We start from the raw sequence: 8,431 nt of genomic DNA, 5'->3' as shown, positions 1-8,431 counted from the left end.
GCAAATGCCTAGGAACAAAACCCGGGGCACTTCACTGACGCATACTTCAAACCCATCGACTCCTGGCACACACTGCTCAACCCTGACACCAACGCCGTGTCCACTACTCGGGGGACACCCCGCCCACCTCGGCACTCAACCCTGCTGTGGAGGTTACTCGTAGCGAAGCGAGCTGACCATCCCGGTTTCCATGTGATAGGCGTTATGGCAGTGAAATGCCCACTCGCCGGGGTTGTCAGCGATCAGGTCGGCGATCATGGTTTCACCGTGGCGGAGAAGGACCGTGTCCTTGCGTAGTCCGCCGCTGCCAGGCAGCGCCCACGTGTGGCCGTGGATGTGCATGGGATGGGGCATCATGGTCCTGTTGCGCATGACCATCCGCAGGCGCTGGCCCTCCTGCACGGTCGCGGAGGAGGATTGGCCGTCGGTGAGAATGCTCCATTCATACGGCATCATCTGCCCGCCCAGGTCGATGCTGACTTCTCGGTCTGGTGTGCCCTCGGGCAGGAGTGCACGGTCTGCTGGCTTCAGGGAGGACAGAAGCAGTCCGGTGGACGACAACTCGGGGAAGTCGACATCCGGGTGGGGGGCCTGGCCGCCGGCGGTGCGGATGACGGCGAAGGCGCGGTCGTCCTTACCCACCGCCAAAGCCGTGAGCGGGAAGATGCCGTCGCCGAGGATGACCTCAACGTCGACACGCTCGCCCATCGACAGGTAGATCGATTCGGTCTCCCAGGGCTGGACAGGGAAGCCGTCGGTGTGGGTGACGGTCATGCGGTGACCACCGAGGGCCACCTTGAAGATGGTGTCACCGCCGGAGTTGATAAACCGCAGGCGGGCCTTGTCGCCCGGGCGAGCCTCGAAGGTCCGGTGAGCACGGGGGATACGTCCGTTGATGAGGTAGTGCGGATACATCACATCGCCGGCATCCCCGCCCAGTACCCGGTCCGGGGTGCCGTGCATCATATGGCCGTGACCTCCCATCCCCTTCTTCCCGTTATGGTCGCCCGAACCCATTCCGGTGAGCTTGTCGAGCTCATCGTCGGGAGTGCCCTGAATGCCATCGACCCAGTCGTCGAGCACGATGGTCCACTCGACATCCTGGTCCTCAGCGTCTTGCGGGTCGCGGATGATCAGTGGGGCGTGGAGGCCGCGATCAAGCTGCAGGCCGGTGTGGGAATGGTAGAAGTAGGTGCCACCGTGGGGGACTTCAAAAACATAGGAGAAAGACTCGCCAGGTTCAATGGGGTCCTGGGTCATGCCGGGCACACCGTCGGCTGCGTTGTGGAGTGCGATGCCATGCCAGTGGATGGAGGTGCTCTCAGGCAGTTCATTGGTGATATCGACCTGGAGGACGTCGCCGGCGGTGGCCTCAATGGCCGCATCCCCGGTGTCAGAGACGTATCCCCACGTCTTGGCTTCGATACCGCCGATATCCAGAGAAAGGGGCCGGGCGGTCAGTTTCCGGCGCACCGTCGGCTCACCGAGCGCAGTAGGGGTGGGAGTGGGGCGAAGAGAAGAACCTGGTGCCGAGGCAGCGGGTCCAGGGTCGCTGGTGCAGGCGGCCACGGCCCCGGTGCCGGCGAGAACGAGCCCGCCGACCAGAAACTGTCGTCGGGAAAATCCGTTCATCATGATTTAACCTTCCTTGGTGCTAGATTTCAGTAATACGGGAGACACGCGCAGGTGAGGACCCTGCTGAGCCATCACGTCAGGCGCAGGTCCGTGACACAGGTGGCACCGTCGTCGGCGGTGGAAAACTCCGCGGTGCCGGTACGCCCCTGGTAGCTGACCTCAATCAGGCCAGTGACATCATCGGGAAGCCAGAAGCCAATAAACCCGTTGTCGAAGGTGGTTGTCGCCTCGTCCACCAGCACCTCACCGGTCGCCTCATCGGTGATCGTGACCTGGATATCCTCATTGTCGAGTTCCCCCCGGCAGGTCGTAAGGCTGTGGTAGAAGCAGTCGTGGGTGGAGGTGAGATAGGGTGCGATCGAGACATACGTCTGATTGTCGGGAAGATCGACCACGACTTCCTGGCCATCGCTCGAGAGCAGCAGTTCATCGGCACGCACGGAGGCGATCAGATCCGTGGGACGCTCAGTGACCTTCTGCCGGTCGAGGTGATCAATGATCTCCACCGCGTCCATGTCGACCAGGCCATGGGCAGTCAGGAATGTATCCTGGGACACCGTCCCGTCAGCGGTGGGTTCCGGGTCGGCGGCCGAACACCCCGTGAGGGCGAGGGCAAGGGCGGCGGCTGCGATCGCTGCTCGTTTCACGTCAATCTCCTTGGATCGTGGTAAGGCCATAAGAAGACACCGCCTCAAGGTCGATGCCATACCTTTATCTAGCACGGGTGCCTGACGGACTAGAATTCAAAACCCTGCTCGCAGCCTTATAACAGGGCGAAAAAGGGGGTGAATTCGGTGGGCTGGGTCACCACCGGAACACCACCCCACAGCCGTGGGCGATGTCCTTCTACCCGCCCCGGGTATGCGGTGCAGGCAGTGAAATCCCTGGTGGCGCCTGCTGAACCGACCAGGGGAGGCGATGCCGCCGGCCCGGGGTGGGGCACAGGGGTGACGGCGGTCGAAGGGTGATGTTTGAAGATTTGATGAAGATTTCCCGCCGGGTACTGAGCGAGGGTGGTATTCCCCCCCCTAGCCGGAGCGATACTGGGGTCTATGGCTGACCGCACACCGACCACCGCCACGCCCCCGGGGCGGGTGCTGGTCGTCGATGATGAACAACCCCTGGCTCAGATGGTGGCTTCCTACCTCATCCGGGCCGGCTTCGATACCCTCCAGGCGCACACCGGTACCCAGGCCGTGGACGAGGCCCGTCGCTTTTCCCCCGATGTCGTGGTGCTGGATCTGGGGCTGCCCGAACTCGACGGCCTAGAGGTGTGCCGACGGATCCGCACCTTCTCGGACTGCTACATCCTCATGCTCACCGCACGGGGCAGCGAGGACGACAAGATCAACGGTTTGACCCTGGGGGCGGATGACTACATCACCAAACCTTTTAGCATCCGGGAACTGGTGACCCGGGTGCATGCGGTGCTGCGCCGCCCGCGCACCAGCACCACCCCACCGCAGGTGACCACCCCCTTGATCGTTGGTGACCTCATCCTTGACCCCATCGCCCATCAGGTGCGGGTAGGGGAGACGACCGTGGAGCTCACCCGGACGGAGTTCGAGCTGCTGGTTGCCCTGGCCCTGCGCCCCGGCCAGGTGCTGACCCGCCACGACCTGGTCACCGAGGTCTGGGACACCACCTGGGTCGGTGATGAACGCATCGTCGATGTCCACATCGGCAACTTGCGTCGCAAGCTCGGCACCGACACCCGGGGCCGGGGGTTTATCGACACCGTGCGTGGCGTGGGCTACCGGGTGGGGCAACCATGAATCACGGACCCGGCCTGACCTTCCGCTTCCTGGCCGCCCAGGTGTTGGTCGTGGTGATTAGCCTACTGGTGGCCGCGGCCGTGGCCACGATGGTGGGTCCGACCCTGTTCCATGATCATATGTTGATGACCGGCCAGGAGGACCCCTCGCTGGAGCTGTTCCATGCCGAGCAGGCCTACCGGGGCGCCAACCTGATCACCCTGGCCGTCGCCCTGCCCACCGCCTTGATCAGCGCCCTGCTGGCCAGCCTGTGGTTATCGCGTCGTCTGCGCACCCCCCTGCAGGATCTCACCCGCGCCGCTACCAGCCTGACGGCCGGCAACTCCCGTATCCGCGTGCCCGCCGGAAAAGCAGGCCCCGAGGTCACCACCCTGGCGCATGCCTTCAACACCATGGCCGACCGGCTGGAACATACCGAACAGGTCCGCCGCCAGATGCTCTCTGATCTGGCCCACGAAATGGGCACCCCCTTATCGGTGCTCACGGTCTACCTCGATGGTCTCCAGGACGGGGTCGTGGACTGGAATAATGCCACCCACACGATCATGGCTGACCAACTCACCCGCCTGACCCGGTTGATGGAAGACATTGACGATGTCTCCCGGGCCCAGGAACACCGGATCGATTTGGACCTGGCGGAGGAAGGGCTCGGGGATCTGCTCCATACCGCCGCTGCTGCCGCGGGGGAAGCTTATGCTGACAAAGGCGTCGATTTACAGGTCGAGACCATTACGGACACCGCCCGGGTGCTCGTGGACCGGCAACGCTTCGGCCAGGTGATGAGCAATCTCCTGTCGAACGCGCTACGGCACACCCCGGCTGGCGGGCAGGTCCGGATCAGCGTCCACCGACAGGGGGCCTCCACCGCGCTCATCCACGTCGCCGATGACGGCGAGGGCATCCCACCTGACCAGCTCGGACACATCTTCGAACGCTTCTACCGGGGGGATGCCGCCCGCACCCGGGACAACGGCGGGGCCGGTATCGGTCTGACCATCTCCAAGGCATTGATCGAGGCCCACGGCGGCACTCTCACCGCCACCTCCCCCGGACCTGGTCGCGGAGCGGTGTTTGCCCTCCGCCTCCCGCTGTCCCCTCCCGACAGTGAGGAGGCTGCTCAGTAACCACACCCTGCCCCGCGTGAGGGCCGTGCCCTCCACCCATTGAAAATATACCCCGGGGGGGTATACGTTAGAGAGTAGCATCGCCGCATCCCACCGACCCGTAGGAGCTTTCCCATGATCACCTCCCCGCCCCGCCTCTTGCCGATGGTCTCCCACGGCTGCAGCTGTTGCGGGCCTGCCTCACGTGCCGACACCGCCTCCATCCCTGCCGCCAGCGACTCGTCAGCAGGAGGGTCCTCCCCTAGCTACCAGGTCACCGGCCTGACCTGCGGGCACTGCGCGAAAAGCGTGACCCTGGCTCTTCAGGCCCTCCCCCAGGTCGACGACGTCCAGATTGATCTCGCTGCTGGTGGTGTTTCCACCGTCACGGTCACCGGTGTCGTACCTCCGGAGATGGTTCGCCGGGCCATTGAGGAGGCCGGCTACGCCGTCTTATCCTGATCAGTTTTACCCATCATCTCGACCCCGACCGGGTTGAGCGAAAGGAACGTCATGAGCACTCCCAATCATTCGGGCGCTCACCATGGTGATCACCCCGCTCCGGAAACAGACCACACCCACCACCCGGATCATGCCAGCCATGAACACCACGCAGATGCCGACACCCACGGCCAGGCGATGCCCCACGATCACCCGCACTCCGCCCTGGACGAAGACCACCACGTTCATGGTCACGGCGAACACGCCGGACACAGTACCGCAATGTTTCGGGGCCGCTTCTGGTGGTCGCTGATTCTGTCCATTCCCGTCGCTATTTTCAGCCCCATGGTCGCCCACCTGCTCGGCTACCACCTCCCGGCATTCCCTGGTTCCACCTGGATCCCCCCGGTGCTGGGCACGATCATCTTCGTCTACGGCGGAATGCCTTTCCTCAAGGGCGGATGGAAAGAACTGAAATCCCGCCAACCCGGGATGATGCTCCTGATCGCCATGGCCATCACCGTGGCGTTTGTGGCCTCCTGGGTCACCACTCTGGGGCTGGGCGGTTTTGAGCTGGACTTCTGGTGGGAGCTGGCCCTGCTGGTGACCATCATGCTGCTGGGGCACTGGCTGGAGATGCGCGCTCTCGGGGCCGCGTCCTCCGCGCTTGACGCGCTGGCTGCCCTGCTGCCGGATGAGGCCGAGAAAGTCATCGACGGGACTACCCGCACCGTGGCCATCTCCGAGCTGGTCGTCGACGACGTCGTGCTGGTGAGGGCCGGTGCCCGAGTGCCGGCCGACGGAACCATCCTCGACGGAGCCGCCGAATTCGATGAGGCGATGATCACTGGCGAATCCCGTCCCGTCTTCCGCGACACCGGTGACAAGGTGGTCGCCGGTACCGTGGCCACCGACAACACCGTCCGCATCCGGGTGGAGGCTACCGGCGGGGACACCGCCCTGGCCGGGATCCAACGCATGGTTGCCGACGCCCAGGAGTCCTCCTCCCGGGCCCAGGCCCTGGCGGATCGGGCGGCAGCGTTGTTGTTCTGGTTCGCGCTGATCTCCGCTCTGATCACCGCGGTGGTGTGGACCACCATCGGCAGCCCAGACGATGCCGTGGTGCGCACGGTTACGGTGCTAGTCATCGCCTGTCCGCACGCCCTGGGCCTGGCGATTCCTCTGGTCATTGCGATCTCCAGCGAGCGGGTCGCGAAATCCGGGGTGCTCATCAAGGACCGGATGGCGCTCGAGCGGATGCGCACCATCGACGTGGTGCTCTTCGACAAAACCGGCACCCTGACCGAGGGTGCGCACGCGGTCACCGGTGTCGCCCCGGTGCCCGGTACTTCGGAAGGGCACCTGCTGGCCCTGGCCGCCGCCGCCGAGGCCGATAGTGAACACCCCGTGGCCCGCGCCATCGTGGCTGCCGCGGCCGCACACCCGGAGGCCTCACGCCGCCCACTGCGCGCAACCGGTTTCACCGCCGCCTCCGGCCGCGGGGTCCGGGCCACTGTCGATGGCGCTGAGATCCTCGTGGGTGGGCCGAACATGCTGCGCGAGTTCAACCTCACCACCCCGGCCGAGCTCACCGACACCACCAGCGCCTGGACCGGGCGTGGGGCCGGCGTGCTCCATATTGTCCGCGACGGTCAGATCATCGGTGCCGTGGCCGTCGAGGACAAGATCCGCCCCGAATCCCGCGCCGCCGTCAAAGCCCTGCAGGACCGCGGGGTGAAGGTCGCGATGATCACCGGTGACGCGCAGCAGGTGGCCCAGGCAGTGAGCAAGGACCTGGGGATCGATGAAGTCTTCGCCGAGGTCCTGCCCCAGGACAAGGACACCAAGGTCACCCAGTTACAGGAGCGTGGCCTGAGCGTGGCCATGGTCGGTGATGGTGTCAATGACGCCCCCGCTCTGACCCGCGCGGAGGTCGGTATCGCCATCGGTGCCGGCACGGATGTGGCCATGGAATCTGCCGGGGTGGTCCTAGCCAGTGATGACCCGCGGGCAGTGCTGTCGATGATTGAGCTGTCCCAGGCCAGCTACCGCAAGATGATCCAGAACCTGATCTGGGCCTCTGGCTACAACATCCTCGCCGTGCCGCTGGCCGCCGGAGTGCTCGCCTCGATCGGGTTCGTGCTGTCCCCGGCCGTGGGCGCGATCTTGATGTCTGCCTCGACCATCGTGGTGGCCCTGAACGCCCAGCTGTTGCGCCGCATTGATCTGGAGCCGGCTCACCTGGCTCCGACCGACGGGAAGGAGGAACACAGTGAGTCGATATCCCCCGTAACCGTTACTGACTGACCTTGTCCCTCGACTCCTAACTCACACCACCTTTGAAAGAAACACTCATGAAACGCAGCATTACCCTCGCCGCCTTGGTACTGACCTCCACCCTGGCGCTGACCGCCTGCAGCGACGCCGCCGACAACTCCGACGATGCCGACACCACCAGCACCACGACGGCAACCGCAGAGACCCACGAGACCCACCAGGAAGACTCCACCACTGCCGACGAAGAGCACGGCGGGCACGACCACCCTGCCGACGGCGGGGCACCGCCGGCAGGCATTGAAGAGGCCGAGGATCCCACGTACCCGGTGGGCACCGAGGTCATCCTCACCGCTGACCACATGCCCGGCATGGACGGCGCCACCGCCACCATTTCCGGGGCGTTTGATACCACGACCTATTCGGTCAGCTACACCCCCACCGAGGGTGGGGCCCCGGTTACCGACCACCGCTGGGTCGTCCATGAGGAGCTCGTCGATCCGGGTCAGGCCCCCCTGCCCGACGGGGCGAGCGTTGTCCTAGATGCCGAGCACATGTCCGGCATGAAGGGTGCTGAGGCCACCATCGATTACTCCACCGAGGAGACGGTCTACATGGTTGATATCACCGTCGACGGGATGACGATGACCAACCACAAGTGGGTCACCGAGAGCGAGATCCAACCCGCCGAATAGTCCACCCACCCTGAACCGCGAGACCAGACAAGGCACCCGCTCCAAGGTCGGTCATCAATCGCTGCCGACCATGCCACAGCACACCAGCCACACACGGAACCTGCACGCCCACAGGGCCCACGCTGAGGTAGGCCTTCTGTGTCACTGCTTCTCTTAGTCAGGGGAAATATGCCCTGGAATGACCCTGGTGACAGGAGTTCATTCCAGGGCTTTGTCTCTGCCCACAGGCCAGTTCCTGGCGGGTGGATGAAACCTATATCCGGGTCGGCGGCAGGTGGTGCTACCTCTATCGGGCGATCACCGCCGGTGGCCAGACCCTGGACTTTTTACCTCTCCCCGAAGCGGAACGTGGCCGCAGCGAAGCGTTTCCTGGCCAAGGCCCTCAGATCCAATGCGCCAGCCGGGTATCCCAGAGTGATCAACACAGATAAAGCACCCTCCCTAGCCAGGGCAATCGCCGAGTGGAAGTCCGAGGGAATCGGCCCGCCAACAGTGGAACAACGGCAGG

General features: G+C 64.5%; 7 protein-coding genes and 1 pseudogene. 6 read left to right on the top strand and 2 right to left on the bottom strand.

Features of this window, described 5'->3' with window-relative positions:
- Positions 1-153: 153 nt before the first annotated feature.
- Together HMPREF0307_RS08195 and HMPREF0307_RS08190 are read right to left on the bottom strand one after the other, a co-directional pair.
- The gene (locus HMPREF0307_RS08195; protein ID WP_066491253.1) at positions 154-1,635 is read right to left on the bottom strand and encodes a multicopper oxidase family protein; all 1,482 of its coding nucleotides are present in this window, start codon (positions 1,633-1,635) and stop codon (positions 154-156) included.
- Positions 1,636-1,706: 71 nt separating this feature from the next.
- Positions 1,707-2,282 (bottom strand): CueP family metal-binding protein, encoded by a 576-nt coding sequence (locus HMPREF0307_RS08190; RefSeq protein WP_066491250.1) that lies wholly within the window; start codon positions 2,280-2,282, stop codon positions 1,707-1,709.
- Positions 2,283-2,687: 405 nt separating this feature from the next.
- Between HMPREF0307_RS08190 and HMPREF0307_RS08185 the strand changes: the two genes are divergently transcribed.
- The 6 genes and pseudogenes from HMPREF0307_RS08185 to HMPREF0307_RS12595 form a co-directional block, all read left to right on the top strand.
- Positions 2,688-3,410 carry a response regulator transcription factor gene (locus HMPREF0307_RS08185; RefSeq protein WP_066491258.1) on the top strand — a complete coding sequence of 241 codons (723 nt, stop codon included), beginning with the start codon at positions 2,688-2,690 and terminating at the stop codon, positions 3,408-3,410.
- The gene (locus HMPREF0307_RS08180) at positions 3,407-4,534 is read left to right on the top strand and encodes a sensor histidine kinase (RefSeq protein ID WP_066491245.1); all 1,128 of its coding nucleotides are present in this window, start codon (positions 3,407-3,409) and stop codon (positions 4,532-4,534) included. The genes HMPREF0307_RS08185 and HMPREF0307_RS08180 overlap by 4 nt, the downstream gene beginning before the upstream one ends.
- Positions 4,535-4,648: 114 nt before the next feature.
- Positions 4,649-4,975, top strand: a complete 327-nt coding sequence (locus HMPREF0307_RS08175; protein ID WP_066491243.1) for a heavy-metal-associated domain-containing protein — start codon at positions 4,649-4,651, stop codon at positions 4,973-4,975.
- A 51-nt stretch (positions 4,976-5,026) separates the two neighbouring features.
- Positions 5,027-7,261: a copper-translocating P-type ATPase gene (locus HMPREF0307_RS08165; protein ID WP_082723287.1), complete on the top strand. Its 2,235-nt coding sequence runs from the start codon at positions 5,027-5,029 to the stop codon at positions 7,259-7,261.
- A 47-nt stretch (positions 7,262-7,308) separates the two neighbouring features.
- Complete coding sequence (locus HMPREF0307_RS08160) at positions 7,309-7,923, top strand: YdhK family protein (protein ID WP_046453122.1); 615 nt, start codon at positions 7,309-7,311, stop codon at positions 7,921-7,923.
- A gap of 224 nt (positions 7,924-8,147) precedes the next feature.
- Positions 8,148-8,431: pseudogene (locus tag HMPREF0307_RS12595) on the top strand (DDE-type integrase/transposase/recombinase); the annotation flags it as partial.

This window comes from Corynebacterium sp. DNF00584, assembly GCF_001552965.1.
Taxonomy (GTDB): domain Bacteria; phylum Actinomycetota; class Actinomycetes; order Mycobacteriales; family Mycobacteriaceae; genus Corynebacterium; species Corynebacterium phoceense.
The sequence above is the reverse complement of the archived record's forward strand: the minus strand, read 5'-3'. Positions and strand labels throughout refer to the sequence as shown.